The 25347-nt window shown below is 39.2% G+C and carries 31 protein-coding genes; 20 read left to right on the top strand and 11 right to left on the bottom strand.

Translation table 11 applies throughout. From position 1 onward, the window contains the following. Positions 1 to 32: 32 nt before the first annotated feature. The 5 genes from CEF22_RS13785 to pepF all read left to right on the top strand — a co-directional run bounded on the left by CEF22_RS13785 (position 33) and on the right by pepF (position 5295). The gene (locus tag CEF22_RS13785; protein WP_100403316.1) at positions 33 to 602 is read left to right on the top strand and encodes a GNAT family N-acetyltransferase; all 570 of its coding nucleotides are present in this window, start codon (positions 33 to 35) and stop codon (positions 600 to 602) included. 276 nt (positions 603 to 878) lie between these two features. Next, positions 879 to 1274, top strand: coding sequence for a transcriptional regulator SpxA (gene spxA / locus CEF22_RS13780; protein WP_095479844.1), 396 nt, complete (start codon positions 879 to 881; stop codon positions 1272 to 1274). Positions 1275 to 1519: 245 nt separating this feature from the next. Next, the gene (gene mecA / locus CEF22_RS13775) at positions 1520 to 2176 is read left to right on the top strand and encodes an adaptor protein MecA (RefSeq protein WP_100403315.1); all 657 of its coding nucleotides are present in this window, start codon (positions 1520 to 1522) and stop codon (positions 2174 to 2176) included. A 106-nt stretch (positions 2177 to 2282) separates the two neighbouring features. Beyond that, positions 2283 to 3416: a competence protein CoiA gene (locus CEF22_RS13770; protein ID WP_100403314.1), complete on the top strand. Its 1134-nt coding sequence runs from the start codon at positions 2283 to 2285 to the stop codon at positions 3414 to 3416. A gap of 61 nt (positions 3417 to 3477) precedes the next feature. Next, positions 3478 to 5295, top strand: coding sequence for an oligoendopeptidase F (gene pepF / locus CEF22_RS13765; RefSeq protein WP_100403313.1), 1818 nt, complete (start codon positions 3478 to 3480; stop codon positions 5293 to 5295). A 214-nt stretch (positions 5296 to 5509) separates the two neighbouring features. Here the strand turns inward: pepF and CEF22_RS13760 are convergent, their stop codons facing one another. The 5 genes from CEF22_RS13760 to CEF22_RS13740 form a co-directional block, all read right to left on the bottom strand. Beyond that, on the bottom strand, positions 5510 to 6868 hold the full coding sequence (locus CEF22_RS13760; protein ID WP_100402120.1) for an IS1182 family transposase: 1359 nt from the start codon (positions 6866 to 6868) through the stop codon (positions 5510 to 5512). A gap of 587 nt (positions 6869 to 7455) precedes the next feature. After that, a complete protein-coding gene (locus CEF22_RS13755; protein WP_100404021.1) occupies positions 7456 to 8250 on the bottom strand; it encodes a ClpXP adapter SpxH family protein in 795 nt (264 codons plus the stop codon). A gap of 59 nt (positions 8251 to 8309) precedes the next feature. Continuing rightward, positions 8310 to 8708, bottom strand: coding sequence for a globin domain-containing protein (locus tag CEF22_RS13750; protein WP_095479840.1), 399 nt, complete (start codon positions 8706 to 8708; stop codon positions 8310 to 8312). 194 nt (positions 8709 to 8902) lie between these two features. After that, positions 8903 to 9532 carry a lytic transglycosylase domain-containing protein gene (locus tag CEF22_RS13745; RefSeq protein WP_100403312.1) on the bottom strand — a complete coding sequence of 210 codons (630 nt, stop codon included), beginning with the start codon at positions 9530 to 9532 and terminating at the stop codon, positions 8903 to 8905. 12 nt (positions 9533 to 9544) lie between these two features. After that, on the bottom strand, positions 9545 to 10135 hold the full coding sequence (locus CEF22_RS13740) for a CYTH domain-containing protein (protein ID WP_100403311.1): 591 nt from the start codon (positions 10133 to 10135) through the stop codon (positions 9545 to 9547). Between the two features lie 156 nt (positions 10136 to 10291). Between CEF22_RS13740 and CEF22_RS13735 the strand changes: the two genes are divergently transcribed. Genes CEF22_RS13735 through CEF22_RS13720 form a run of 4 tightly spaced genes read left to right on the top strand, consistent with a single transcriptional unit; the run spans position 10292 to position 13046 of the window. Then, positions 10292 to 10666, top strand: a complete 375-nt coding sequence (locus CEF22_RS13735) for a UPF0738 family protein (RefSeq protein WP_100403310.1) — start codon at positions 10292 to 10294, stop codon at positions 10664 to 10666. 30 nt (positions 10667 to 10696) lie between these two features. Further along, positions 10697 to 11341 carry a GTP diphosphokinase gene (locus tag CEF22_RS13730; protein ID WP_100403309.1) on the top strand — a complete coding sequence of 215 codons (645 nt, stop codon included), beginning with the start codon at positions 10697 to 10699 and terminating at the stop codon, positions 11339 to 11341. A 20-nt stretch (positions 11342 to 11361) separates the two neighbouring features. Further along, on the top strand, positions 11362 to 12156 hold the full coding sequence (locus CEF22_RS13725) for an NAD kinase (RefSeq protein WP_094834650.1): 795 nt from the start codon (positions 11362 to 11364) through the stop codon (positions 12154 to 12156). Positions 12157 to 12173: 17 nt separating this feature from the next. Continuing rightward, complete coding sequence (locus CEF22_RS13720) at positions 12174 to 13046, top strand: RluA family pseudouridine synthase (protein WP_332849174.1); 873 nt, start codon at positions 12174 to 12176, stop codon at positions 13044 to 13046. A gap of 88 nt (positions 13047 to 13134) precedes the next feature. On the opposite strand, the gene prpE is transcribed toward CEF22_RS13720, so the two are convergent. Further along, positions 13135 to 13872, bottom strand: a complete 738-nt coding sequence (gene prpE, locus CEF22_RS13715; protein WP_100403307.1) for a bis(5'-nucleosyl)-tetraphosphatase PrpE — start codon at positions 13870 to 13872, stop codon at positions 13135 to 13137. A 139-nt stretch (positions 13873 to 14011) separates the two neighbouring features. Here prpE and CEF22_RS13710 point away from each other — a divergent pair, with 139 nt between their 5' ends. From CEF22_RS13710 to CEF22_RS13700, 3 genes are all read left to right on the top strand, one after another. Continuing rightward, positions 14012 to 15865, top strand: a complete 1854-nt coding sequence (locus tag CEF22_RS13710) for a monovalent cation:proton antiporter family protein (RefSeq protein ID WP_100403306.1) — start codon at positions 14012 to 14014, stop codon at positions 15863 to 15865. Between the two features lie 291 nt (positions 15866 to 16156). Further along, positions 16157 to 16933 (top strand): enoyl-ACP reductase FabI, encoded by a 777-nt coding sequence (gene fabI / locus CEF22_RS13705; RefSeq protein WP_100403305.1) that lies wholly within the window; start codon positions 16157 to 16159, stop codon positions 16931 to 16933. 122 nt (positions 16934 to 17055) lie between these two features. Then, the gene (locus CEF22_RS13700) at positions 17056 to 17553 is read left to right on the top strand and encodes a CotO family spore coat protein (RefSeq protein WP_100403304.1); all 498 of its coding nucleotides are present in this window, start codon (positions 17056 to 17058) and stop codon (positions 17551 to 17553) included. A gap of 37 nt (positions 17554 to 17590) precedes the next feature. On the opposite strand, the gene CEF22_RS13695 is transcribed toward CEF22_RS13700, so the two are convergent. After that, a complete protein-coding gene (locus CEF22_RS13695) occupies positions 17591 to 18100 on the bottom strand; it encodes a CotY/CotZ family spore coat protein (RefSeq protein WP_095479829.1) in 510 nt (169 codons plus the stop codon). Positions 18101 to 18205: 105 nt separating this feature from the next. Between CEF22_RS13695 and CEF22_RS13690 the strand changes: the two genes are divergently transcribed. Further along, positions 18206 to 18568 (top strand): DUF1360 domain-containing protein, encoded by a 363-nt coding sequence (locus CEF22_RS13690; RefSeq protein ID WP_100403303.1) that lies wholly within the window; start codon positions 18206 to 18208, stop codon positions 18566 to 18568. Positions 18569 to 18607: 39 nt separating this feature from the next. Here the strand turns inward: CEF22_RS13690 and CEF22_RS13685 are convergent, their stop codons facing one another. Then, the gene (locus tag CEF22_RS13685) at positions 18608 to 20281 is read right to left on the bottom strand and encodes a methyl-accepting chemotaxis protein (protein ID WP_100403302.1); all 1674 of its coding nucleotides are present in this window, start codon (positions 20279 to 20281) and stop codon (positions 18608 to 18610) included. A 163-nt stretch (positions 20282 to 20444) separates the two neighbouring features. Here CEF22_RS13685 and CEF22_RS13680 point away from each other — a divergent pair, with 163 nt between their 5' ends. The 6 genes from CEF22_RS13680 (at position 20445) to CEF22_RS13655 (ending at position 22695) form a co-directional block, all read left to right on the top strand. Then, positions 20445 to 20897, top strand: coding sequence for a YhcN/YlaJ family sporulation lipoprotein (locus CEF22_RS13680; protein ID WP_100403301.1), 453 nt, complete (start codon positions 20445 to 20447; stop codon positions 20895 to 20897). A 14-nt stretch (positions 20898 to 20911) separates the two neighbouring features. Beyond that, a complete protein-coding gene (gene spoVAC / locus CEF22_RS13675) occupies positions 20912 to 21388 on the top strand; it encodes a stage V sporulation protein AC (RefSeq protein WP_100403300.1) in 477 nt (158 codons plus the stop codon). A gap of 1 nt (position 21389) precedes the next feature. Then, positions 21390 to 21746: a stage V sporulation protein AE gene (gene spoVAE / locus CEF22_RS13670; protein WP_100403299.1), complete on the top strand. Its 357-nt coding sequence runs from the start codon at positions 21390 to 21392 to the stop codon at positions 21744 to 21746. A gap of 80 nt (positions 21747 to 21826) precedes the next feature. Next, positions 21827 to 21961: a YjcZ family sporulation protein gene (locus CEF22_RS13665; protein WP_100403298.1), complete on the top strand. Its 135-nt coding sequence runs from the start codon at positions 21827 to 21829 to the stop codon at positions 21959 to 21961. 112 nt (positions 21962 to 22073) lie between these two features. Then, a complete protein-coding gene (locus tag CEF22_RS13660) occupies positions 22074 to 22331 on the top strand; it encodes a sporulation-specific transcription regulator SpoVIF (RefSeq protein WP_095479823.1) in 258 nt (85 codons plus the stop codon). Between the two features lie 109 nt (positions 22332 to 22440). Next, positions 22441 to 22695: a hypothetical protein gene (locus CEF22_RS13655; RefSeq protein WP_100403297.1), complete on the top strand. Its 255-nt coding sequence runs from the start codon at positions 22441 to 22443 to the stop codon at positions 22693 to 22695. 83 nt (positions 22696 to 22778) lie between these two features. On the opposite strand, the gene CEF22_RS13650 is transcribed toward CEF22_RS13655, so the two are convergent. From CEF22_RS13650 to CEF22_RS13640, 3 genes are all read right to left on the bottom strand, one after another. Next, positions 22779 to 23201 carry a GNAT family N-acetyltransferase gene (locus CEF22_RS13650; protein WP_100403296.1) on the bottom strand — a complete coding sequence of 141 codons (423 nt, stop codon included), beginning with the start codon at positions 23199 to 23201 and terminating at the stop codon, positions 22779 to 22781. 6 nt (positions 23202 to 23207) lie between these two features. After that, positions 23208 to 23723 (bottom strand): YjcG family protein, encoded by a 516-nt coding sequence (locus CEF22_RS13645; protein WP_100403295.1) that lies wholly within the window; start codon positions 23721 to 23723, stop codon positions 23208 to 23210. A gap of 112 nt (positions 23724 to 23835) precedes the next feature. After that, positions 23836 to 24561 carry an alpha/beta hydrolase gene (locus CEF22_RS13640; protein WP_100403294.1) on the bottom strand — a complete coding sequence of 242 codons (726 nt, stop codon included), beginning with the start codon at positions 24559 to 24561 and terminating at the stop codon, positions 23836 to 23838. A gap of 121 nt (positions 24562 to 24682) precedes the next feature. On the opposite strand from CEF22_RS13640, the gene CEF22_RS13635 reads away from it, so the two are divergent. After that, positions 24683 to 25237 carry a phosphatidylglycerophosphatase A family protein gene (locus CEF22_RS13635; RefSeq protein WP_100403293.1) on the top strand — a complete coding sequence of 185 codons (555 nt, stop codon included), beginning with the start codon at positions 24683 to 24685 and terminating at the stop codon, positions 25235 to 25237. Positions 25238 to 25347: the final 110 nt, after the last annotated feature.

Raw genomic sequence — 25347 nt, 5'->3', positions numbered from 1 at the left:
GATAAAGTCGAAGAAGGAGAGAATTTAATTTTATGCATTGGTATGAGAAGCTAAATCAATATTTTCCGATTGAGGAAATGAAGTCAAAGGAACATATGGAAACATTATTAAAAGAACGCGGAGATATTTATCACAAAGATGAAGGACCTCATCATGTCCTTATTTACGTGGAATTCGATGAATTTGTCTTTGTTGATTATTTATTCGTATCTAAGGCTGCACGCGGTCAAGGACTTGGTCATCAATTAATTAACAAGTTAAAGAGAAAAGAAAAACCAATTATATTAGAAGTTGAACCGGTTAATTACGAAGATACGGATACGGAGAAACGGTTGAAGTTTTATGCTCGAGAAGGGTTCGATCATGCGACAAGCATCGGATACCGTCGACGCTCTTTAGCGACAAATGAAGTGAATGATATGGAGATTCTTTATTGGTCACCAACACATGAATCCGAAGAAATGATCTATGAAGGTATGGTGAAAACATATCGTCTTATTCATAAATATAAAGATGAGGAAATATATGGTGAGCCATTTGATCCAGTTCATGAAGTGTTATCTTTAGAAGAAGAGGAGAAAGATGATATATTAAAAAAATGAATCAATAGGAAAAAATTGATGAAATAAATAAAATGACGGGATAAAAGTTTAAAGTGATTATGTTTAGGGTATATAGATATTAAGTTTGCTGAGGGTTAAACGATTTATTTTTTAAAATTATTATTACAAAGTAATGAAAAGTATATTCAACGATCTTCTGTTCATGGTATAATACATACTGTAGCCGTATTTAAAGATTTGTAAGTCTTTATGAACGAAGATTCCTCATGATAAACAACTGGTATTATATTTTATTTTAAGGAGTGTGATTGAGGAATGGTTACTCTATATACATCACCTAGTTGTACTTCATGCCGTAAAGCGAAAGCTTGGTTAGAAGAACATGAAATTCCTTACGTTGAAAGAAATATTTTTTCCGAGCCTTTGAGCATCGAAGAAATTAAAGGAATATTGAGAATGACTGAAGATGGCACGGACGAAATCATTTCGACGCGCTCAAAGATCTTTCAGAAATTAAATGTAGATCTTGAGATGTTGCCACTGCAAGATTTGTTTGAATTAATTCAAAATAATCCCGGATTGCTACGCCGTCCGATTATTATGGATGAAAAACGATTGCAAGTCGGTTATAACGAGGATGAAATTCGTCGTTTCCTTCCAAGGAAAGTCCGCACATTTCAACTTTTGGAAGCTCAGCGGTTGGTCAACTAACATGTATAGAATCCCCCATGCAATTGTGTGGGGGTTTTTATTTTTGGCATTCCCTCTTGAAATAATGAAAAGATTCAGATAGAATTGCCACACACTGATATTTTTTCTAATCTTTATATTTTCTTTTATGGCTCCTTTGTCATACAATAATGATAAGGTGATGTATACCATCAGGCCATTCTGGGAAAAGCCTAATAACAAGGGGAAAATCCTCAAGTACCCTTAGAGGGAAGGGAGAGGTAGTTATGGAAATTGAGCGCATTAATGACCACACAGTTAAGTTCTACATTTCTTACATTGATATAGAGGAGAGAGGCTTTGATCGTGATGAGATTTGGTATAATCGTGATCGCAGTGAAGAGCTTTTCTGGGATATGATGGAGGAAATTCATGACGAAGAAGGATTTACTGTCGATGGGCCGTTATGGATTCAAGTTCAGGCCTTAGATAAGGGATTAGAGATTTTAGTCACTCGAGCTAATTTAACGAAAGATGGACAGCGTATTGAACTGCCGCTTCCCGGAGACAAATATCGGGATTTCCCGGTAGATGACCGTCTTGAAGAATTTTTAGATGAACATTTTAATGTCAACGAAGAAGGAGAAGAAGAGACAGGGTTAGAGTTTCTTCTTGTATTTAATGACTTTGAAGACATCATTCAGCTAAGTAAACGTTCGGATTTAGATGATCTCTTCACGCAGCTATACTCTTTTGATAACAAATACTATTTATATGTTGAGTTTGATGAAGAAGAGTTCGAGGAAGATGATATTGAAGATACATTAAGTATTCTTTTAGAATATACCCATGAATCGGGTATGACTATCTATAGGCTTCAAGAGTACGGAACATGCGTAATGGAAAAGGATGTATTCCAAACGGTCCGTCAATACTTTGACTAATATGTTCGCTGATTTCAATTTGAAATCAGCTTTTTTTTGTGTATTGAAGGGATTTTCTAATAAAAGTCGAATATCAAGTGTAGACTAAATAACAAGGAGTGAAAAGATGCTTGTTGCGTTAGATGCAAATGGAAAGCCGGTGAATCTTGCGCTCAAATGGTCACAGGAGCAATTAAGCAAGTTAAGGAAATCTTCTTATTCTTGTCCTCAATGTCGTCATCCCGTCATTTTTAAAGCGGGAGCGATCAAAATTCCTCATTTTGCTCACAAACACACTTCCACCTGTTTTTCTTTTTCCGAAAGTGAATCAGCCCGCCATTTGAAAGGAAAAGCTGATTTGTATGCTTGGATGAGTCATTATAGTTCAGTGCGACTTGAACCGTTTTTGGCGCCGCTCTCTCAACGGCCAGACATATTGGCAGCGGATCAAATCGCCGTTGAATTCCAATGCTCCTCGCTGTCTACGCAATTGTTTGTCGAGCGGACAAACGGGTATATCCAACATGGGTATTTCCCTTTTTGGATATATGGAGGCTCTGCGATTGCTAGGCAAGGAAACTATTTTAAATTTACCGCTTTCCACCGATTGTTTTTTCGGTACTCTGAAGCTTTCGGATTTTGGTTTCTAGCTTATTGCCCTGAGACAGAAATATGTACCTTTTATTCACGACTTACTCCTGTTACTTCCTCGTTGTATACAGCCTCTGTGCAAAATATTCCGCTTTCTCACTTAGCTTTTCCCCCTCTATTTTCTCAACAGCAATCCGTCCGAGCATTTTCCTTAGCTCATTGGTTAAAGCAAAAACATCAATGGATTCACAAACAACTTTATTTTCAACAAGGAAAATATCATCCTTTTTTCAGTGATGTCTATGAGTCAGGAAACAATCCGTTTTTATTACCTGAATGGGTTGGTATTCCTGTTCGGTATATGGTCCTTTTTAAAAGTCATCCATTAGAGTGGCAGTTTTATTTATGGAAAGAAGGGCTTTTGCATACAATAGAGGAAGCGGTAGTGTGCTTAGAAACCTATATAGAAAAAGGGAGACTGCAGCTGAATGTATTTCCGCTCATTCAGTCACCTAAGTTATATCAGTTAGTCGAAGAATATATCTCTCTTCTACAAAAGGCTAGTCCTGAAAGTTTAAAAAGTAGTACGCATACGTATCAACAAATGGACAGAGAAAAAAGGTTTACCGAACAATATGAAGAATTGCTTATTAGTCGGCTTTTTCTTTGAATTTCGGTAGGCGAAATAATATGATAAAGTAGTGAAATAGTAGATGTAGGAGGGATTTTAGATGACAAATAATCAAACGGCAAAACAGTTACCTTTAAGAAGTGAGGTACCCGAGGAATTAACATGGAAGTTAGAAGATATTTTTGTAAATGACGAGGCGTGGGAGAAAGAATACGCAGAAGTGAAAGAGCTTTCTAACAAAGCGCAGAGCTTCCAAGGGACACTTGGTGAGAATGCAGAACAGCTGTATCAATTTTTCACATATCAAGATCAATTGTTAGAACGTATGGGCAAAGTATATACGTATTCACATATGCGTTATGACCAAGATACGACGAATGCACACTATCAAGGAATGGACGATCGAGCGAAAAATTTATATACACAAATTGCGAATGCATTATCATTTGCTACACCTGAATTGTTAGCGATTGATGAGGAGAAGTTAAAAGCATTTGTAGATCAAGATGAAAAGTTGCAAGTGTACAAGCAGGCGATTGCTGAAATTAATTTACAGCGACCACATGTGCTGTCTGCGGCAGAAGAAAGCTTGCTTGCTCAAGCATCAGAAGTAACTTCAGCATCCAGCAATACATTTGGGATGTTAAACAATGCGGATCTTGAGTTCCCGACAATTAAGGATGAGAATGGAGAAGAGGTGCAAATTACGCACGGACGCTTTATTCAATTTTTAGAGTCAGACGATCGTCGAGTGCGTGAAGAAGCGTTTAAAGCTGTGTATGAAACGTATGGCAAGTTTAAAAATACATTTGCTAGTACGTTGAGTAGCCAAGTGAAAAAAGATAATTTTTATGCTCGCGTCCGTCATTATCAAAGTGCGAGAGAGTCTGCTCTTTCTAATAATCATATTCCAGAAACGGTGTATGATAATCTAGTAACGACGATCAACAAACATTTACCTTTGCTTCATCGCTACATTAAGCTACGCAAAAAAGTGCTTGGTGTCGATGAGTTGCATATGTATGACCTTTATACACCGCTTGTGAAAGACGTAAAAATGAAAGTCAGCTACGATGAGGCAAAAGAATATATGGTGAAAGGATTAGCCCCGTTAGGAGACGAGTACATTAGCGTATTGAAACAAGGACTAGATAATCGCTGGGTCGATGTCGTTGAAAATAAAGGAAAGCGCAGTGGTGCCTATTCATCTGGCGCATATGGTACACATCCATATATTTTAATGAACTGGCAAGATAACGTGAATAATTTATTTACGCTTGCTCATGAGTTTGGCCATAGCGTGCATAGCTACTATACACGCGCTTCTCAACCTTATGTGTACGGCAATTATTCTATTTTTGTGGCCGAAGTGGCTTCTACGTGCAATGAAGCGCTGTTGAATGATTATATGTTAAAAAATCTTGATGATGAGAAGAAGCGTTTATATATTTTGAATCATTATTTAGAAGGCTTCCGCGGCACAGTCTTCCGTCAAACGATGTTTGCTGAGTTTGAACATTTAATCCATGAGAAAGCACAAAATGGACAAGCATTGACGGCAGATGTCTTAACAACAGCTTATTATGAACTAAATAAAAAGTATTTTGGTGAGGACATGGTGGTTGATGAAGAAATCGGCCTAGAGTGGGCGAGAATTCCTCATTTCTACTATAATTACTACGTGTATCAATATGCGACAGGTTTCAGTGCGGCAACGGCTCTAAGTGCTCAAATTTTAGAAGAAGGTCAGCAGGCTGTTGAGCGTTACATTAATGAATTTTTAAAAGCGGGTAGCTCGGACTTCCCAATCGAAGTACTCAAAAAAGCCGGGGTCGACATGAACACAGCCGCTCCAATCGAAGAAGCATGTAAAGTCTTCGAACAAAAACTAGAAGAAATGGAAAAGATGTTAGGTTAAAAGCGGAAGGTGCTTGCTCATCGGCTTTTGACCTCGAGCCGATAGCGCCTGTAGCTAGATAGGTTAAAAGTGAAAGGCAAAAAAGTCTCTACTATTTAGAGACTTCAGTTTGTAGACAAAAGGGATTCGGAATGCTCTCATTCCGAATCCCTTTTGAATTTTTATTAGATTTGAAGCCCATAGAGAGAAGAACAGACCTCTTCGAGACCGTTTCTTAGGCTGTTTCTGGACCTTGCCAAGTCCAGCTTGCCAGCTTCTTCAAATTCATGGAAGCGAAAGTAAGCATCGCTTGCATCGACAATTTTTTAAGTCCCCTTAACGTTGTCCAACGCATGCCATGCTTTTCTTTTGCATCTGCGAATACACGCTCAACGGTTTCTTTGCGTTTCGCATAGATTGGTTTAACCTCTTGGTGATGGCGCAGATGTTCCGCCTCTTCCACGTATTCTTGCCAAATATGACGTGTCACCACTTTTTGATGATCTTTACTGGCTGTACAGCGCTCTAAGAAAGGGCACGTCGCACAAATATGCTTGGGCGATTTATACTCACGATAGCCCTCTTTATTCGTGGTCGAATAGTTCAACACTTCACCTGCCGGGCAAAGATAACAATCAAAGTATTCATCGTACACATATTCATGCTTTCGGAAGAACCCTTCTTTCGTACGTGGGCGTGTGTAAGGTAAGGCAGGTGTGATGTCATTTTTCAATAAGTAACTTGTAATCGCTGGTGTTTTGTATGCGGCATCTGCGGCCACAGCTTCAGGCTTCCCTACTTTTTCAATCACTTTCTCTACCAATGGCTCTAACATCTGACTGTCGTGTGTATTTCCAGGCGTCACCATCGTGCCGAGTACAAAACCTTTGCGATCCGTAGCTGCGTGAAAGGAGTAGGCGAACTGTTTCGTACGTTCGTCTTTCACATAGTAGCCACTCTCTGGATCAGTCGTGCTTTCTTTGATTTCTTTGGATTCTTCTTTATCAAACTTGTCCGGTGGAAACGGCTTTTTTCCATGGTCTTCACGATCTTGATTAATCTCTTCTTGGAGGCGTTCTTGATACGCTCTTGTTTCTTTGCGAACCACTTTCTTTTCGAATTTGCGCTTATTCGCACTCGCCTTCACATGAGTAGAATCCACAAAAACGTGTTCGGCACTGATTAACTTCTTCTCCGCAGCTACCTTTAATATACGATAGAAAATTTGTTCAAACAGGTCGGTATCTTTAAAACGACGCTCATAATTTTTCCCGAACGTAGAGAAGTGTGGCACTTTATCATGAAAGCCGTAACCTAAGAACCAGCGATAAGCCATGTTCGTTTCCACTTCTTCAATTGTTTTACGCATCGAGCGAATCCCGAAGGTGTATTGAATGAATGTCAGCTTCACCAAAATCACTGGATCAATGCTCGGACGACCTACTTCTGAATACATATCCTTCACTAAGTCATAAATAAAAGAGAAATCAATCGCGGCCTCAATTTTACGAACTAAATGATTTTCCGGCACTAATTGATCGAGAGCGATCATTTCTATTTGATCTCGTTGAATAGGATTATGTTTCGAAAGCATGGTCCTCACCTCAAAATTTATATTACTTCCATTTTATATTAAAAAAGACTGTAGGCAAACTCCATAAAATCGAGTTTGTCTACAGTCTGAAGTCTCTACTATTTAGAGACTTTTTTTGTTTTTTCTGTTCAAAAAATAGATAGGAACAAACAGGACGATGAAAAGTAGCGGTGCCGTTACATATAAAGGATATAATCTCATTAAACCTAATAAATTAAATAGAAAAGCGATCACGATCAAGCTGACGTAGAGCCAAAAGGCTAGCCATTTCATGCTTCCTCCCCCTTGAAAAATTGTGCCAGTTTATGTTAGTTTACGCTTACTATTCCATTGTTATGACAAATATGTGAAAGGTTATACAAAGTGTTGTCAATTACTATGTAAGGTGATAATATATAAAACGTGAAGTTGATCACAAACAAACATATACCCCTTTGTTTGACCGTGAAAAATTTCTCCCATCCCCTTTGTTCGTTAGAAAAGACCTTGTAGCTGATACAAGGTCTTTTCTTATGTATTCGGCTCTAAAGAAATAGCCGCTTGAGATCATAAGTTAAGCTTACGATCTCAAGCGGCTTGATTTTTTGTTATCCCTCTATATATTCCCAAAAAGATCCGTACTTTGCGGTGATTTTTCGGACTTTTCGCTGCAATTGGAGTTTTTTCATGGTCATTTCTACTTCTTTGATCGATAGATTATATACTTCACTAATTTCTTTCGTAGCGACTAGGCGAAAGTATTGTAAAAACTCTTCTAAAGAAGGAGGAGCTAGCGGCTCTGGGAGTTCCTCAAGCATCTCCTGCAGAATTTGCACATAAATCTCATAAGAGTAAAGACCAGAAATTTTAATGCCTTCTTCCTCGATATTTTCATTAAAGAAAACGAGGGTCGGTACTTCCTCTACGTCCATTTCTGCTGAGATCTTCATATCGCATTGAAAAGCTTTAGCTGCACTGGAGGAATGAATATCATTTAAAAACTCTGCTTTATCAAGCCCTGATTGATTAGCGCAATCTGTTAATATGGTAAGGTCAGAAATATTCTCATTTTCCAAAAAAAGCATTTCCTGTAATTTTCGTAGAAAACGGCTTCCATATTGTCGTCCTTGCAACTCAGCGGCTTTAATAGCGATTGAAGCAATGAAAGGGGAGGCAATCGGGTTATCGATCCAAAGACTCCCGTCACAAGACATTCCTGTTTTAGTAGCAGTCGTTTGCCATTGCTTCGCTAAGCTATTGCATTTATGTTTTTGCAGGTTCAAGGTCGACAGTCTGCCCGTGAGCACTTTTTTTAAACTGAAATAATGACCATACTCCATTTGTAGCTTTCGAATAATCGGCTCTAAAGCCCAACATTCTGGGCATAGGGGATCAACAAACATATAAATTTCCAATGGTTTTTGTTGAGTTGAACAAATTCGGTTAAGTAATACAGATGGCTTCAATCTTCTTCACCTGGTTCTTCGGGCTGATTTGTCATATGATGAGCGGTTAATTCGAGCCGATGATAAAAGAATTCGCGAAACTCTCCGTCTATTCCCGTTTCATCCATTGCCTCTGACATGCATTGAAGCCATGCGTTGGCACGTTTAGGAGTGATTGGAAAAGGCATGTGACGAGCGCGAAGCATGGGATGACCATGCTCATCTGTGTATAAAGGTGGTCCGCCTAAATATTGAGTTAAAAACTGTTTTTGCTTACGAGCAGTTTCAGTTAGGTCATTAGGGAAAATTGGAAATAAGTCAGGATGCTTGCTTACTTTTGAATAAAATAAATCGACAAGCTCCGAAAGTTTCTCTTCTCCGATAAATTCGTATGGTGCTATTGATTTTTCGGCCATACCAATAACTCCTTTTTTCCTTGTAGTAGTAAATTCATTTTAACAAGGGGGATGGTATAACACAAACAAAGTGCCTGCTCAAAAATAGTCTTTCAACAAAATCTATAAAAAGTGCTGAGCGACCTTTGGTGTTCTCGCATAGGATTCATCATGATAGAGAATCCTATGCGAAGGCAAACAGGGAAGCTTAGCACTTATGAATAGTAGGTATTCGTTACTTTTTGGACGTAGTTTTGTGTTTCTTTAAACGGCGGAATTCCTCCATATTTTTTCACATTACCAGGTCCAGCATTGTATGCAGCTAGGGCAAGTTTAATGTTTCCATCAAACTTATCTAACATTTGCCGCAAATATTTCGCGCCACCAAAGACATTTTGCTCAGGATCAAATGGATTAGTTACACCGAGGAAGCGAGCAGTAGATGGCATTAATTGCATCAAGCCTTTTGCTCCGGCGTGGCTGACGATATTTGGATTGAAATTGGATTCTTGCTTAATGACTGCTTGGATCAGCTTTTTTGGAATATTATATTTTTCCGCTGCTCTTGCAATAATGTCATCAAAATTAGTTTTTATCGGTTTCCCACCGGGATTAATTACATCGGCACCAGGCTTTGTAGGCAACAACTCTGGTAACGACATTCCCGTAGCTGGAGGTGACAAAGGAGCCCCATTCTCAAGCTTCAGCCCTTGCATCAATGCTTGCTGTAGCACTGCGCCGAATATTTGTGACGGATTCGTTGATGTAAGAGGGCTAGTAGGGAGCGCTGACATACCTTGCAACATACCTGTTTGAATAATTGTTTTAAAAAAATCGTTACTCATCGTTCTCTCCGATCATTTTTCATTTAATTGGCGTAATTTTTCTAAGAAGAATCTTCTAACTTTATTATCGGTCATTCGCCTAGGAATTTGAAATTTTTTTAGTAAATGGTCGAATATTTCTTTCCCTTTTTGCTCTTCTGTTACTTCATATTCTAATTCATAATCCTCTTTTCCTAAATAGAAACTATTGTCAAAAGTAAGAATTCCTACTTCATAAGGTATTTCTGCTCTTTTCGTTGATAACGTGCCGAAGTGATGGAAAGAATCGAAATCTAGTAAAAGTGGTTGAAGGACTTCTTTCACGATTCCTTCTGGAAATTCTCCTTTCATCAATAGCGCTTCTGCTTCTTCCTTCAGCAATAATTGATTTGTTTCTAGGAGTCCAATTTCCGCTGGCTGTTTAAGAGTAAGTTCAAACGTGCCTTCTTTTTCTCGAACGCGAAGGGCGCAGGCTTGTTCTTCTAGATGAAAAGATTTTGTGTCTAAGTAGTGGTTATGTTGTAAAGCGAAATCTTCTTCTTGTACTTGAAAGACTTGAAGGAACTGAAGGAACTCCTCTTTTGTTAGTAAGTTTTTAAACTCAATCTCCAATTGTTGACTCATACTTGCTTCCTCTTTTCCTATAGTTTATTCTGTACTTCTTATTCTAAAGGTCATGTATCTATATTTGAAAGGAAAAGATGTGTTAAAATATATAATGGGTTTTTTCGATAAAATGTACAAAACGAAACAACAGCAAGAATTAAAGGGGGAATTAGGATGAGAAAGACGATTCATTTTACAAATGCTATATGGAATGAGGAAGAGCTAGGTTTACTTTCGGAGCATCCAGTTTCATTGTCTACAGTGAAAGCAAGCGGACAAATGATTGTTGATTCAGACCAAAAAGCATTTGTTTATTTAGCAGAAGAAAATGATGAATTCATTTATTTATACATACATGAAAGTGTTTGGACGGAGTTGCAGACGGCGATGAAAAAAGAAGCTAGCCTGTTTGCTATTGGAGCGGATGCTCGTCTTCAGCTAAGCAACTGGAGCGAAGAACTTTCTTATTTAATCAATAATATTGAAGGCAATAGCAACTACGGAGAAGAGATGGTTGAAGCTGTAGAGAAGATCTTTTTGCATCAATAACGATGCAACTATGTTTGAGAGGGAAGATAGATGATACGTTGGGATGAGTTTTTATCACCTTATAAACAAGCGGTAGAAGAGTTGAAAGTGAAGCTTAGGGGGATGCGGACTCAATTTGAGCTTGAGGATGAGCATTCGCCAATCGAATTTGTGACTGGCCGCGTCAAGCCGATTGCCAGTATTCTTGAAAAAGCATATGAAAAGGGCATTCCATTCGAGCGCTTGGAAACAGAAATTCAAGATATTGCAGGCGTACGGATGATGTGCCAGTTTGTCGATGATATTAAAAAAGTGGTGCAGAAGCTGCGAATGCGTAAAGACTTTACGATCGTAGAGGAGAAAGATTATATCTCTTATAAAAAGCCGAGCGGTTACCGATCTTATCATTTAGTGATTGAATATCCAGTTCAAACGATTAATGGCGAAAAGAAAATTTTAGCTGAAATTCAAATTCGCACGTTAGCGATGAACTTTTGGGCAACGATTGAACATTCTTTAAATTATAAATATGATGGGCAGTTTCCAGAAGAAATTCAAATGAGGCTGCAGCGAGCGGCTGAGGCAGCTTTCAGGCTCGATGAGGAAATGTCTTTAATTCGCGAAGAAATAAAGGAAGCTCAAGCTTTTTTTACAAAGAAAAAAGAGCAAACGAATGAGCACAGGAAGAAAGAATAAACGGAAAAAGGGTGGCTGACATGAAATTTGCAATTACGTCTAAAGGCGATGCAAAATCCAATGCCTTAATGCATAAAATTCGCACTTATTTGCTTGATTTTAAGTTAACGTATGATGAAAAACAGCCAGATATCGTTATTTCTGTTGGTGGGGATGGGACGCTCTTATATGCCTTTCATCGCTATAGTTCTAGGCTTGATAAAACGGCATTTGTCGGTGTTCATACCGGTCATTTAGGCTTTTATGCGGACTGGGTGCCTGACGAAATTGAAAAGCTCGTCATTGCCATTGCTCGCACGCCTTATCAAATTATTGAATATCCGTTGTTAGAAACGATTATTCGATATCAGCATGGCGGTAAAGAAACGCGATACCTTGCCTTAAATGAATCCACGGTGAAAAGTGTGGAAGGCACATTAGTAATGGATGTGGAAATTCGTGGCGATCATTTTGAACGGTTCCGAGGTGACGGTCTATGCGTATCAACTCCTTCAGGAAGCACCGCGTATAACAAAGCACTTGGTGGAGCGATTCTACATCCGTCAATTCGTGCTCTGCAATTGGCAGAGATGGCTTCTATTAATAACCGAGTGTTTCGTACAGTAGGCTCCCCACTCATTTTGCCCGCTCACCATACTTGCATGCTAAGACCTGTGAATAGACCAGATTTCCTTGTGACGATTGATCATTTAACGTTGCTTCATAAAGATGTCAAATCTATTCAATATCGGGTAGCTAATGAAAAAATTCGCTTTGCTCGTTTCCGTCCATTCCCTTTTTGGAAGCGAGTTCATGATTCGTTTGTTAGTAGCTAATGGATAAGAGATTTCGTTTGATTTGGACCGTTGAAGCAAGTGATTGCGGGAAACTGTTGCGAGAATTTTTAGCTAGTAAAAAAATCTCTAAGCGAGCATTGACCGATATTAAATATAACGGCGGCCAAATTTTAGTGAATGGTCAAGAGGAAAATGTCCGTTATTGCATAGAAGTAGGAGACCGAATTGAACTGGTTTTTCCTCGGGAAATACCGAGTGACGGGATAAAAGGAGAAAGATTGCCGCTGTCGATCGTTTTTGAAGATGATTATGTGCTAGTGGTAGCAAAGCCCGCTGGCATGAATACGATTCCGTCTAGGGAGCATCCAACAGGAAGTTTGGCCAATGCTTTAATCGGCTATTATGAACAACAGGGAATCGAGGCCACTGTGCATATTGTTACACGGCTTGATCGTGATACGTCAGGTCTTGTGTTAGTAGCGAAACATCGACATATCCATCATTTATTATCAGATATGCAAAAAAAACGGCTTATTTCTCGATCGTATGTGGCTCTTGCTTCTGGTTTGCTTGCTCATACAGTTGGTGTGATTGAACAACCTATTGGTCGAAAAGAGACGAGCATTATTGAGAGAGAAGTAAGAGCGGATGGTCAATATGCCTGCACTCGATACGAAGTATTAGCCCAATATGAAACCTTTGCTCAAGTTCGATTAAAGCTAGAGACTGGTCGCACTCATCAAATACGGGTACATCTTTCTTATATTGGGCATCCATTGTTAGGTGACGACCTGTATGGGGGGCCTATGGAGAAAATTGATCGTCAAGCTCTTCATTGTAGTGACTTAGCTTTTCTTCATCCTGTCACTGAAGACGAGCTACGGTTCCACTTGCCGCTCGCTACTGATTTGCAGAGGCTACTAGGGTAAAGAAGTAGCTGGAAAGTCGAAGAAAGTATCGCGAAGGTCGAAGAAACTCATAGTAAAGCCCGCCAATTGAATGAGGCGGGCTTGTTTTTTACTCAAAGCTTCGAAATTTTTCTGGAACGAAAGGCATAGATGATGGGACAGAGACGATCTCTTTTTCAGGATAACGGAAGGCGGAGAGCTTTCCACCAAAGACGGCGCCTGTATCGATGTTAGCGGTATGGTGGATAAGTCGCACTTCTTTTGTTGGTGTATGACCGTAAATAATCCAAGGCTGCCCTTTATATTGCTTAGCCCAGTCCCGGCGTACGGGAGAGCCATCGGGATGTTTTTCTCCTGTGATATCACCATATAGGACAAATGTTTTTACTTTGGAAGTGAATTTGCCGATATCTTGCTCGCGGATGCCAGCATGAGCGATAATTAATTGACCTTCATCTAAAATTTGATAAAGTGGCGATTGTTCATAAAGGTTCATAAATTTCTTCTTCACACGCTTAAAGTCTCGATTGTCTAGCTGTTCTAGCTCGGCTACGGTCGTTTCTAGTCCATGTGTGACTTGAACGTTGTTTCCGCAAAACCACCGATACAATTTATTACAATGGTTGCCAGGGGCATAATAAGCCAATTGTTTTTCCCATAAGTCATGCACCACTTCGACCACTTGAAGAGAGGCGGGACCGCGATCAGCTAAATCGCCGACAAATCCAAGGACTCGTCCTTTGGGATGGAGAGGGAGTTCGCTATCCCATGAATAACCAAGCTTAATCGTTAACTGTTTAAATTCTTGAAAGCACCCGTGGATGTCTCCGATAATATCGATATTCATAAGTATGACACTCCTTTAATCATTAGTTTTTCCTAGTTAAAACTTAATATAAGATTAATCTTTTTTAAAAGACAACTTCAAATGATTTTGATAGTATAGTGAGTACAGCTTAATTAATGAGTGGGGAAGGAGAGAATTTATGGAAGAACATGCTTCGTTATTTTCATTACTAATCGTTGTTGTGGCTGCTTTTTTCACACCGATATTATTACACCGATTGAAGTTAAATTTCATTCCGGTCGTCATTGCAGAAATCATCGTAGGTCTTATTTTAGGAAAAAGTGGCTTTGATATAGTTGAACCCGATGCTTGGTTGGAGATTCTATCAACACTTGGATTTCTTTTTCTTATGTTTTTAAGTGGACTTGAGATTGATTTTTCTGCATTTTCCTCAAATAAAAAGCGAAAGAAGAAGCACTTGAAAACAAATGAGGAGCCGAATGCCTTTGTAGCAGCGACTATGGTGTTCATTGGAATACTCGTTTTGTCGTACGGGCTATCCTATTTGTTTGTTTTGTTAGGTTTAATAGAAGATGCATTTTTGATGACGTTAATTATTTCGACAATTTCACTAGGTGTGGTTGTTCCAACGCTAAAAGAAGCTCATTTAATGAAGACGGTTATCGGGCAAATTATTTTACTTGTGGCTGTTATTGCCGATCTAGTGACAATGATTTTGCTAGCTGTTTATGTGTCGGTTAATGGTACGGAAGGTGGCAATATGTGGCTACTCCTTGTTCTCTTTGGAGTGGGTGTCCTTCTTTACTTTATCGCTAAAAAGTTTAAAAATAATCCTTTTTTCGAAGTGTTATCGACTGGTACCGTGCAAATTGGTACTCGCGCCGTCTTTACATTAATGCTTGTGCTTGTGGCTCTATCTGAATATGTAGGTGCTGAAAATATTCTTGGTGCCTTTTTAGCCGGAGTGCTTGTTTCATTGTTAGCACCGAAAAACGAGCTAGTACGTCAACTTGACTCATTTGGATATGGCTTTTTAATTCCAATTTTCTTTGTGATGGTCGGGGTAGAACTTGAGTTATGGTCTCTTTTAAGTGATAAAAAGACGTTATTGCTCATTCCATTATTAATATTGGCTTTATTTATTTCCAAAGTATTGCCAATGTTATATTTGAAAAAATGGTACGATATGAAAACCATTATAGCATCGTCTTTCCTATTAACATCAACATTGTCACTAGTGATTGCGGCAGCTAAAATTGCCGAGGGTCTTGGTGTAATCACGGCACAAATGAGTGGAACGTTGATCTTAGTTGCAGTTATCACTTGCTTAATTACGCCAGTCGTCTTTAAAAAGCTATTCCCGCCATATATGAGGGAAGAAAAGCAAATTAAAGTGGCTTTCGTTGGAGCGAATCAGTATACTATGCCGATCTCTAAAGAGTTGAAGTCTTCTTTATACGATACGGTTGTTTACCGCAAAAAACCAGAAATCCAAGAGGGACATTTAAGCAAGTCTGTTTTTGATATTATCGAACTAGATGAATTATCAGTAGGCTTATTGGCTGAAAATGGTGTGTTTGATGCTGATATTCTCGTGATCACAACAGGGGATGAAGCACATAATGCGCATCTAGCTATTGAAGCGAAAGAAAGAGGCGTCGAACGAGTCATCGCTCATGTGGAAAGAGAAGAACAAGAGAAGCGGATGATTCAAGAAGGCATCGAAACGTTCTCTTATTTCCTTTCTTCAAAAGCGTTGCTAAGAGCGCTTATTGAATCGCCAAGTATTATTAGCATCTTAACGAACAAAGAAACATCTCTATACGAAATCGAGTTGCATAATGCTGACTATGAGGGAATTTCACTTAGAAAATTCCCATTTACAGGGGATGTCATCTTCGTTCGAATCTTCCGTGGTAACGAATCGATCGTTCCTCACGGGGATACAGAATTACACTTAAATGATCGCCTCATCGTCACCGGCTCCAAAGAATACGTAGACGAACTAAAACGCGAACTAGAATTTGATTAATAGAAAAGTGGAAGGCGCTGCTCAGCGGCGTATGGACTGGAACGATCCGCACGAGATAAAGGAAACACGATGAACGATAGTGAATCGATGTTGACTTATCGCAAGGAGGATTGTGGAAGTCCACTAGTCGTTAGCGCCTGAAGCTGGACAAAGAAAAGCGGAAGAGCTCTTAAAGTAGCAAACATTGTGGACTTTAAGAGCTCTTTTTTCATTCATTGCTTTTCATTTTCAATAATTCCTGTTAATATTATTACTAGGTACTAATAACTTGTAATAACAGGGGGAACGAAAATGACACTTTCATTAGCTGGAAAAACATTTGTTGTGATGGGTGTAGCCAATAAAAGAAGTATTGCTTGGGGAATTGCTCGCTCTTTACACGCAGCAGGTGCTCGCCTTATTTTTACCTATGCAGGTGAACGCCTTGAGAAAAATGTCCGTGATCTGGCAGAAACGTTAGAAGGAAATGAATCAATTATTTTACCGTGTGATGTGACGGTTGATGCTGATATCGAAAAATGCTTTGCACAAATTAAAGAAGAAGTTGGCACGATTCATGGGTTAGCTCATTGTATCGCTTTTGCGAATAAAGAAGATCTAGATGGCGAATTCGTTGATACTTCACGCGAAGGTTTCCTCCTTGCTCATAATATTAGCTCTTACTCACTAACGGTTGTAGCAAAATATGCAAAGCCTTTAATGACAGAAGGAGGCAGCATTGTCACATTGACCTACTTAGGCGGAGAGCGAGTGGTGAAAAATTACAACGTGATGGGTGTGGCGAAAGCTTCTTTAGATGCGAGCGTTCGTTATTTGGCAGCTGACCTTGGTAAAGATGGAATTCGTGTGAACTCCATTTCTGCTGGTCCGATCCGTACGCTAGCGGCGAAAGGTATTAGCGACTTTAACTCTATTTTAAAAGATATCGAAGAAACAGCTCCGCTTCGTCGTACAACAACACAAGAAGAAGTGGGAGATACGGCTGTCTTCCTATTCAGCGATATGTCTCGTGGAATTACAGGTGAAAACCTTCATGTTGACTCTGGCTTCCATATCATTGCACGATAATATTATTCTGAAAACCCGCTTATTGAAGCGGGTTTTTTTATTGCGTTTGAAAACATCAGTTTTTATTCTTATCTAAGAGTCACAGACATATATTTAACAAGAGCCTTGCAGGAGGTGTTTATATGAAAAAGAAGCAGGAGAAGCGTGAGCCGCTTATGTATATTGAACAGCCTTCTTTACATTACCCGGAAACTAATATGCAGCAATCTTTTCATGCGAAAAATGTGGAGGTAACAAGTGTAGAGCAGAAAAAGAAAAGAGGGAAAAGTCATCATTTAGTTGAGAAGTGGGATGTCGAAGAGGATGTTTATCAGGAAGCGAAAGAGCAAATAAAGCCGGAGCAGCCAATAGAAGAGTCGATTGAAGAAAAAAAGCAGCCGTCTTGGTTAGGAATTAAGCCAGTGAAATCTTTTCAAGACATGACGATTGATGAAAAGTTGGAACACTTGTCTAGACAATTTATTCCTTTTCCATGTGAGTTTATTTGTAAAGATCAGTCTTATCGAGGTGTGTTAAAGGAGTGGGACAATAAACAGATGAAGGTGAAAAGCTTCAAAGAGGAGATTGTGATGATCGATCGAGAGGATTTAAAACAGATTAAGCTTATTGGTCCAAGATAAAGACAGGCGGCGGATTATCGCCCGCTGCCTGTTTGAATTAATCACAAATATTTAAGTTTACGTCTCTAATACATTGTACAGCGCAGAAGCAGTTCAGATCGACAGTTACACAGCTGCGAGTCGCACGGAAGTTTCTTACTTTACACACTTTTTTCAAGTCCACGCAACAGTCATCAGTAATATTTACTGGATCTCTCTCATCATCTAGTGGCACTAATACACGAAGACGAGCACAGCAGTTATCGAATACTTCTTCTACACGGAAGAAAATGGATACGCAAACTTCATCACAATGATGATGGTTGCCATCCTCAATTGGTCCAAAGAAAGCGAAAAATGGATTTCCCTCTTTCGTTGTTAATGTAAATACGCGAGTGTCGGCGTTACGACGACGAGGACCTGCTAGGTCACCAAGTGGTTCCACTAAACAATCCTTACAATCTAAACAATCATCACCAATATTTGCGTTTTGAAGGTCATTAATGGCACGCACCACTTCACAAACACAGCCTCTTTGAGCAGAACCAACATTATCTTTGCAACTCATATAAAAGCTCCTTTCCTATTTTTCTTACAGTATTAACATATGGCTTAGGTGGGTTAAAGGTATGGATAAATAACCTAGAAAATAATATTTTTTAAAAGGTGAAGCATGGATATGACGGTATTGGAAATACTTATTTTCATTTTAGCTTCCTTTCGTCTTACAAGATTAGTGGTGTTCGATGAGATTACAGAGCCGTTGCGAAGGCCATTTTTTATAGAAATGATGGAACAAACGGAAAATGGTGAGACGGAAACGTTTATCGTCCCGAAAGAAAAAGGAGTTATTGGCTTTTTAGGGAGGCTACTTAGCTGTTACTGGTGTACGGGTTTTTGGGTATCTGTCTTTTGGGTTCTCTTCTATTTTTTCTTTCCGATAATGGCTGAGCCGTTGCTGTTGATTTTTGCGATTGCAGGAGGGGCGGCGTTAGTTGAAACGGTCGTTCAATATTTGATCAAGGATAACGAATAATAAACACGCAGATGATCAAGTGGTCATCTGCGTGTTTATTTATATTTTAAACTTCGAAATCATGGCATGTAATTCATCTGATAAACGTGAGAGGGAAGAAGCCGCTTGAGTGATTTCTTCCACAGAAGCGAATTGTTCCTCTGTCGCTGAGGCGATGTCCTCTGTATTGTTTGCTGTCTCTTTGGAATGCTCTCCGACTTCTTCAATTGACTGTTGAACCAGTTCAAAGCTAGAAGAGATTTGTTGGGTAGTAGCGGCCGCTTCTTGAATTTTCGCTGTCACTTCATCAATTGAATGAAGGATATTCGTAATTCCAGTTACCGTTTGTTTAGAAAGTTCGATTCCAGATGAGACATTTTCTTTTACGAATCGAAGGCTGTTGACAGTGTCGGCTGATTCACTCTGGATCGTCGTCACGAGTTGATGAATATGGCTAGCTGATTGGCTCGTTTCGTCCGCTAATTTTCTCACTTCTTCGGCAACAACGGCAAATCCTTTCCCATGTTCTCCTGCTCTTGCGGCTTCAATGGCAGCGTTGAGTGCTAACAAGTTCGTTTGAGCAGAAATGTCGGTAATCAATGAAGAGATTTGGCTAATTTCTGTTGCGCTTGTCGCTAAAGAGTGAAGGCCTTTATCTGCTAATTCAACGGATTGATCAATCGATTGCATTTGGGCTAATACTTCATTGACTGAATTGGCCTCTGAATTGGCTTGCTCTTTCATCATGGTCGAAAGTGAGGCGACATGATGAGTATTGGAAGCAACATCGCTCATATGACGAAGAGAGTCTTTCAGTGAAGTTAAACTATTTTCCATCACATCATGTTGTTCATTGTTATGGCTAACGATTAATTGCATCGAATGGCTCACTTGTTCCGCTGTCTCTTTTGAGTGCTCTGCGCTCGCCGTTAACTCTTGAGACGAAGCCGATACTTGATCTGATGAATGACTAATTTGGACAACGAATGTTCTTAATGATTCAACAAATGCATTAAAGGAGAGCGCTAATTGACCAAATTCATCCTCTCGGTTCACATCCATTTTTTTCGTTAAATCTGCCTCGCCACGAGCAATTTCATCAAGCTGACGGTTCACTCGTTTTAAAGGTGTCAGAATGGCCCGGATCAGTAAGCCACCGAAGATTATGCCAGCAATGGTTGAAACGATGGTCACGATTAGCAACATCGTTTTACTCCGACTCGCTTTATTTTCAATCGCCTCTTTTAAATGAGTGACATCTTGATCTAACTGATTGACGATGTCATCTACAGCAGGGTCTAATACTTCTTTTCTTAATTTGCGTTCTTCACCGAAGTGTAAAGCTTTTGCGACTTCTGGTTTCGAAGCATAGCTTGTGATGACTTGTTGATTTATCGTCCAAAATTGCTGAAAGCTTGTTTCTAATGCTTGTCTTTCTTCTCGATAATAATTTTGATTCAATTGCTCGATCGTTTGCTGAATATTTTCGGCCTTTTCTTTCATTCCGTCTGCAAACTCTTGTTTGCCTGTGATAATATAAGCGCGTTCATCGTTAGATAAACCAGCTAATCGAAATTGAATATGCTTCACATTTTTTTGCATTTCCATTTTGTCTTTTAACACGCTGTTGTTATGGATGGTTGAATTGATGATATAAACGGAAAACGATCCAAGACAGACGATGGTTATGATGAAAATGGAAATAACAGATATTAATTTTGTTTTGATGTTCATATTATTTTCCCTCTTTACATAGTGCTAACGTTGGTAAAACTCCCAATCATTATTATCGGGATTTTCGACAATTTTTTTAGAGGGAAAGAAGAATTTTATAAATAAAAATGACAAAACAGGCGAAATATAAAAGATAAACGGCGGTTCGAATGGAGGAATCAGCATGAAGTGGGTCGTTTTTTTTATGAGTGTAATTTTGTTAATGGGCTGTAATGCGAACAAAGACCAAGAAGACAGTAAGTTGGCACTCATTAAAACAACAAATCCGACGCCTATACAATTAGAGGAAAAGGGACCGAAAGTGGAGGAAATCAAAAAAGAAGTCGAGCGGATAGATGAAATATATGATGTGGCTGTCATTAAAGATGATCATCATATTTTGATCGCCTATAAAGTAAAGCATTTACAGCGATTTCGGATGAAGAAAATCGAGAAAGAATTAAACAAGCGCTTAGAAAAAGAGTACAAGGATGAAGAGTTTATCGTTTCTAGTGATTATAAAATTTTTCTTGAAGTCGTTAGGTTAAGGGAGAAAATAGATGCAGGGACAATTAATAAAAAAGAAGCTCAGAAACGGTTTAATGAAATTCTCGAATTAAAGAAAGAAATGACGTAGAGGGAGGATATACAGTGGCAAACAACAATGAAAAAAAGACCCCTGCTCAACAACAATATGACAAATTGAGTAAAAAGCATGAAGTGAAAAGGCCACTTATGAAAAATTGTTTAAGGGCTTTCTTTGTTGGGGGGATCATTTGCACAATTGGTCAAGCCATTACTTATTTCTACATTTACTTTTTTAATTTCACGGAGCAGACAGCTGGCAACCCAACGGTGGCGACGGTTGTTTTCCTATCAATGTTGCTTACAGGGTTTGGGGTATATGACCACCTTGGACAATATGCGGGAGCAGGGAGTGCAGTGCCGGTCTCTGGTTTTGGAAATGCGGTGATCTCTGCTGCAATTGAGCATCGAACAGAAGGATTTGTGCTTGGAGTAGGAGGCAATATATTTAAACTAGCGGGGTCCGTCATTGTATTTGGGGTATTTGCTGCCTTCATTGTCGCCCTTATTAAAACCATTCTTCTGCAATGGGGAGGTTTGTGACATGCTAGGTATGTTTTTTTGGGCATTTGTTATCGGAGGATTGATTTGTGTCATTGGTCAACTCATGATGGATGTAGGTAAGCTTACTCCTGGTCATACGCTTAGCTATTTAGTTGTCGTGGGAGCCATACTTGCAGGCTTTGATCTTTATGAACCACTGATCGATTTTGCTGGAGCAGGCGCGACCATCCCAATAACAAGCTTCGGAAATTCATTGGTAGCTGGAGCGATGCAGGAATCGGAACAGCATGGGCTTGTGGGAGTGCTATCAGGGATGTTTGAAGTCACTAGTTCAGGGATCTCAGCTGCCATCGTTTTTGGATTTATGGGAGCTCTATTATTTAAACCAAAGGGATAATAATTATAAATATTCGCCCAAACAAAATTAAACTTTTCTCATATAGTAACAGTGAGCTAAGAAAAAGCGAGGTGAATAGTATGGGTTACGGCTTTGGAGGCTACGGTTGTGGAGGTTACGGTGGCTACGGAGGATATCGCGGAGGATCTACATTCGTGTTAATCGTCGTGCTGTTTATTTTATTGATTATTGTTGGTGCGAGTTTCTACAATTAAAAAAGAAAAAAACAGACTTAAACATTTTTCCGTTTAAGTCTGTTTTTTTGTTTGCTTTCAACATTTCGTGGTTTCTGCATAAGATGAAAAGGAGTAAAAGGAGGATGAAAACATGGATAACGGATTATTTAAAAACATTGAGAAAAAGACGGGCGTGAATATGAAAGATGTCATTGACCTTGCTAATTCTTTGCAACATGCCAATTTTAAAGATGAAAAGACGGTTAGAGGTGTCATCCAAAAAGTATCAAGGCTAGCCAATAAATCGGTTCCGAAAGAGCTTGAAAATCAAATTGTACAGACAATTGTTAAGGATGGCAGTAAGCTAGACATTCAAACGATTACGGACATGATCAATAAAAAAAGATAATAATATTTTATTTTTCAAGCTCGGATTTCCGGGCTTGAATTTGTTTACTATCGAGAAAAAACGGGTAAAGATAAGTAAGAAGCAAAGTGGATTAAAGGAGGCGAGAAAAATGGGCTACATATTACCGATTCCCAACTATCAATATCAACAATATCGTGAGCGGGTAGTAAAGGCACATGAAGTGAATTATTCCTTTATTGACCCAGTTCAAAAAGCGGCCTTTCAAAAAGAGTTAGACGAACGCGAGAATGTACCTAGTCACAACGCTAATCCAAACGCTGCAAAAAGAAAGAGCTATAATCCATTTGAAGCACAACTAGCGAAAATTAGCGGTAAGGGAATGCAGTTAAACAAACTGGCTTAAGTAGAAAGGAGATTTAACTTGACCATGGAAGAACATTCATAAAAAGGCTTATTCTCATCGACTAGAGAATAAGCCTTTTTCATTTAAAATACTTTTTTCATCGTTTTATGTGGAATACCTGCATCCATATATTCTTCAGAGATGATATCATATCCTAGTTTTTCATAGAACGGAATAGCGTGAATTTGAGCGCTTAATATGACTCCAGGTAGGTGCTGTTCCTTTGCAACATCTTCAAGCGCATTCATAATGAGTTGTCCAGCCCCTTTACCACGGGCATCTGATAATACACAAATTCTTTCCGCTTTTCCCATGCCATCTTTCGTCCGAAAACGTCCCGCTCCACACGGCTTTTCTGCATCATATAACACAAAATGGGTAGATGAATTCTCATACTCATCAATTTCTAAATCAAGAGGAACAAGTTGTTCTTCTACAAATACTAGTTTGCGAATGTGAAGAGCATCCTGCAACTCTTTTTCCGTCTTAACTGTGATTACTTGCACTATATTTTATTCCTTTCCTAACAGAAATGTTTCATGCACGGTCCAAGCACCGTTTTCTAATTGGTAAAGTAAGTGGAAACGATCGACCGTTTCTTCTTGATCAAATGCAAGCATATTTAATGAATTATAAACATCTGCATGTTCAGCATTTGAAAGCTTTTGGGCAACTGTTAGATGGGGAACGTAAGCATATTCAGCTGGTCCGCCCACTACATTGTCACCATGAAGCTCTTCGTTCATCATTGTCAATGTTTCATTCGGTTCTACTTTAATATAAATAACATTATTTAGTGGTTGGAAAGACTTCACTTTACTAAGCTGGTACGTGAATGGCTGATGTTTTTTCGCAGTATCTTTTAACTGTTCGACTAGCTTTGGTAGGTCACTTTCTTCTGCATCGAATGGACCTTTTAAAGTCAAATGTGGTGGAATTAGAGAGTAATGAGGATCATATCGCTTACGATAAGAATTAACTAAATCTTGTGTCTTTTTTGATGGGAAAATAACTACGCCAAATTTCATATAACTTCACTCTCCTCAAAAGTAAAAAAATTGACTTGCATTGTTAGAATATTATATCAAATTTTTCGCAATTGCGATAGAAAAGTGAATTTTCTATCGCAAATAGTTATTATTACTCAAACATTCTCAAAAGAGCTCTCTTTAAATCTGGCTGCCAGTATTTCCATGTGTGAATACCATCAAATTCGTCATAAAACGAATCAAAGCCTTTTTCATCTAGTAAAGCATGGAGTTTGCGATTTGGTGTAAGGAAGTCGGCAATCGTACCATTTGTCGTCTTCACTTCAGTTTCTCCTGTACCGATCACATGATAAAGACTTAAATGTTTATAGTCTTCGGCTACTTCAACAGCTTGAAGCACTTTGTCATCGACATAAGGGGAATGCATAATGACTTTGCCAAAGGTATGAGGGTAACGAAGCGCTGTCATTAAAGAAACGGTGGCAGCTAGTGAGTCACCAGCTAGAGCGCGTCCGTATCCGACATGGTACACTGGGTATTTTTCATCAAGAAATGGCACAAGCTCATGAGCTAAAAAGCGAATGTATGCTTCTTGCTGTTCGCCATCGGGATGATATTTTCTTCGACGGTCCTCCACATTAGCATAAGGAACGCCAACAATAATTACGTTTTCAATCTCTTCTTCTGCAAGTAGCTCATCAGCCACTCGTGGAATTCGCCCCATTTGAAAGTAATCCTTACCGTCTTGGGCGATTAACAAGGCATACTTATATAATGGTGAGAAGTTTGCCGGAAGATACACGAGTAGCTCGATTTCCTCTCCCAGCTCTTTAGAATAAATTTTTTCATCTTGAATGGTGCCACGTTTGATCGTCATATTTCTCCTCCCAATCACTTCAACAGGTTCACCTAATTTTAGCATAAAACCGATGAAAGTGAATTTGACATGACTTGTTTGCTCATTTTCATTATAATGGTCATGGGAGGAGAGAACTAAGATGAAAAAAAGAGTACATTCCCAAGAAGTAACTGAAGCAGCAAAACAACGCTTGCTCGAACGTGGCGTCACAGTGGAAGATATTGCTGAGATCGTGCTGAAAATGCAGCTACCATTTAACACAGAGCTCACACTGCTTGAATGTATCGATAGTGTGGAAAAAGTGCTATTAAAACGAGAAATGCAGCATGCGATCCTTGTTGGCATCGAACTGGATGTACTAGCTGAACAAAAAAAGCTATCTGAACCATTGCAAACGATTATTGAAACAGATGAAGGCTTATTTGGTGTGGACGAAACGATTGCGCTCGGTGCAGCATTAGGCTATGGAAGCATTGCTGTCACTACGTACGGCTTCTTAGATAAAAACAAAGAAGGAATTATTCGTAAGCTTGATACAAAAACAGGCGGAGGCGTTCACACTTTTTTAGATGATATCGTTGGAGCCATTGCGGCAAATGCAGCTTCTCGAATTGCACACCGTATTCGTGACTATGAAGATAGCATCGCTGAAGCGACAATGGTAGAGAAAGATGAAGAAGAATTAATAGGATGATACTTAATTGGGACCCTTCATTTAAAGGGTCCCTTTTTGATTGACATGACTAGGAATAATTATGGTAGGATTTGAGAGTTGAAGGTGGTCGATAAAATGTGTGAAGGGGA

The sequence above is a fragment of the Bacillus sp. FJAT-42315 genome (assembly GCF_002797375.1).
Taxonomy (GTDB): Bacteria; Bacillota; Bacilli; order Bacillales; family Domibacillaceae; genus Bacillus_CE.
The sequence above is the reverse complement of the archived record's forward strand: the minus strand, read 5'-3'. Positions and strand labels throughout refer to the sequence as shown.